At 50.2% G+C, this 2,301-nt stretch carries 3 protein-coding genes; all 3 read right to left on the bottom strand.

Going from position 1 to position 2,301, the window contains the following annotated elements; translation table 11 throughout:
* Position 1 precedes the first annotated feature (1 nt).
* The 3 genes from groL to groES are packed head-to-tail and all read right to left on the bottom strand — an operon-like array spanning position 2 to position 2,294.
* Positions 2 to 1,636, bottom strand: coding sequence for a chaperonin GroEL (gene groL, locus ACTHUE_RS15895; RefSeq protein ID WP_049322649.1), 1,635 nt, complete (start codon positions 1,634 to 1,636; stop codon positions 2 to 4).
* A gap of 46 nt (positions 1,637 to 1,682) precedes the next feature.
* The gene (locus ACTHUE_RS15890; RefSeq protein ID WP_070647251.1) at positions 1,683 to 1,982 is read right to left on the bottom strand and encodes a hypothetical protein; all 300 of its coding nucleotides are present in this window, start codon (positions 1,980 to 1,982) and stop codon (positions 1,683 to 1,685) included.
* A gap of 24 nt (positions 1,983 to 2,006) precedes the next feature.
* Complete coding sequence (gene groES / locus ACTHUE_RS15885) at positions 2,007 to 2,294, bottom strand: co-chaperone GroES (RefSeq protein WP_003684150.1); 288 nt, start codon at positions 2,292 to 2,294, stop codon at positions 2,007 to 2,009.
* Between the last annotated feature and the right edge of the window lie 7 nt (positions 2,295 to 2,301).

Raw genomic sequence — 2,301 nt, 5'->3', positions numbered from 1 at the left:
CTTACATCATGCCGCCCATACCACCCATGCCGCCCATATCAGGCATAGCAGGTTTTTCTTCAGGGATTTCAGCGATCATGCAGTCTGTGGTCAGCATCAGGCCGGCGATAGATGCGGCGTGTTGCAGCGCGGAACGGGTTACTTTGGCAGGGTCGAGTACGCCCATTTCGATCATGTCGCCGTATTCGCCGGAGCCTGCGTTGTAACCGTAGTTGCCTTTACCTTCCAACACTTTGTTCACAACCACGCTAGGTTCGCCGCCTGCGTTGGCAACAATTTGACGCAGAGGAGACTCAACGGCGCGCAATACGATTTGTACGCCTGCGTCTTGGTCGGCATTGCCGGTATGCAGGTTTTCCAAAGCAGCACGGGCGCGCAACAGGGCGACACCACCGCCGGCAACCACGCCTTCTTCAACGGCTGCGCGGGTAGCGTGCAGCGCGTCTTCCACGCGGTCTTTTTTCTCTTTCATTTCGACTTCGGTAGCGGCACCGACTTTGATCACTGCCACACCGCCGGCCAATTTGGCCACGCGCTCTTGCAGTTTTTCTTTGTCGTATTCGCTGGTTGCGGTTTCAATTTGTTGGCGGATTTCAGCAACACGCGCTTCGATTTGGGCCGCATCGCCGAAACCGTCGATAATGGTGGTGTTTTCTTTACCGATTTCGATGCGTTTGGCTTGACCCAAGTCGTCCAAAGTCGCTTTTTCCAGAGACAGGCCGACTTCTTCGGAAATCACCACGCCGCCAGTCAGGATAGCGATGTCTTGCAACATGGCTTTGCGGCGGTCGCCGAAGCCAGGGGCTTTCACGGCAACGGTTTTCAGGATGCCGCGGATGTTGTTCACCACCAAAGTCGCCAAGGCTTCGCCTTCTACGTCTTCAGCGATAATCAAGAGCGGACGGCTGGCTTTGGCCACTTGTTCCAAAACAGGCAACAAGTCGCGGATGTTGCTGATTTTTTTGTCGAACAACAATACAAACGGATTGTCCAAAGCAGCGATTTGTTTTTCAGCATCGTTGATGAAGTAAGGAGACAGGTAGCCGCGGTCGAACTGCATACCTTCGACGACATCCAATTCGTTTTCCAAAGATTTGCCGTCTTCAACGGTAATCACGCCTTCTTTACCGACTTTTTCCATCGCTTCGGCGATAATCGCGCCGACTTGTTCGTCAGAGTTGGCGGAAATCGAGCCGACTTGAGCGATTTCTTTAGAAGTATCGCAAGGTTTGGCGATGTTTTTCAGCTCGTCAACCAAAGCGGCAACGGCTTTGTCGATACCGCGTTTCAGGTCGGTCGGGTTCATGCCGGCGGTCACGTATTTCATGCCTTCGGCAACGATGGATTGCGCCAATACGGTTGCAGTAGTGGTACCGTCGCCGGCTACGTCGTTGGTTTTGGACGCCACTTCTTTCACCATTTGCGCGCCCATGTTTTCGAATTTGTCTTTCAATTCGATTTCTTTTGCAACAGACACACCGTCTTTAGTGATGTGCGGGCCGCCGAAAGCGCGGTCGAGTACCACGTTGCGGCCTTTAGGGCCCAAAGTTACGCGTACGGCGTTTGCCAATACGTTGACACCGTTTACCATTTTTTGGCGAACTTCGTTACCGAACTGTACGTCTTTTGCTGCCATATTTTATCTCCAGAAAATATAATTAATTTTCAATGCACTATAACTCTTAGAGCTGTGCTTCTTGCAATTTCATTTCTTGTTGCTGTTCTTCACCAAATGCTGTGCTTTGGATATGAATATCACCATTAATCAAACCTTGGGAAATGGAAATAAACCCAGCCACTTGTTCATCTGATTGATTTTGCAAATCAGGAAAAATTTGTTTCATTTGCTGAATTGTAACACCTGCTTTGTCAGCTCGTGCTAAAGTTGCAGCACCTGATAGCAGCCTTGCAGTACCTGTTGGATTTGAAAAAGTATTGATTGTGGCATCAATAAATTGTTTGCAAGTTTCTTTAATAAACATTCACTTTATCCTCAAAAATCAGGTTTACTCCACAATACCGAAGATGTCTTCTTCACGCATTACCAACAGCTCTTCGCCGTCGGCTTTTACAGTTTGGCCGCTGTATTTGCCGAAGATCACTTTGTCGCCGACTTTGACATCCAGCGGACGGCGCTCGCCGTCTTTACCGATTTTGCCCGCACCCACGGCGATTACTTCGCCCATGTCGGGTTTTTCAGCAGCCGCACCCGGCAAAACGATGCCGGAGGCGGTTTTTTCTTCAGCTTCTAAGCGTTTGACGACTACGCGGTCGTGTAAAGGGCGGATGGTCATGTCTTAA

This window comes from Neisseria sp. P0021.S005, assembly GCF_051956955.1.
Note: the sequence above shows the minus strand (reverse complement) of the source record. Positions and strands in the feature narration are given on the sequence as shown.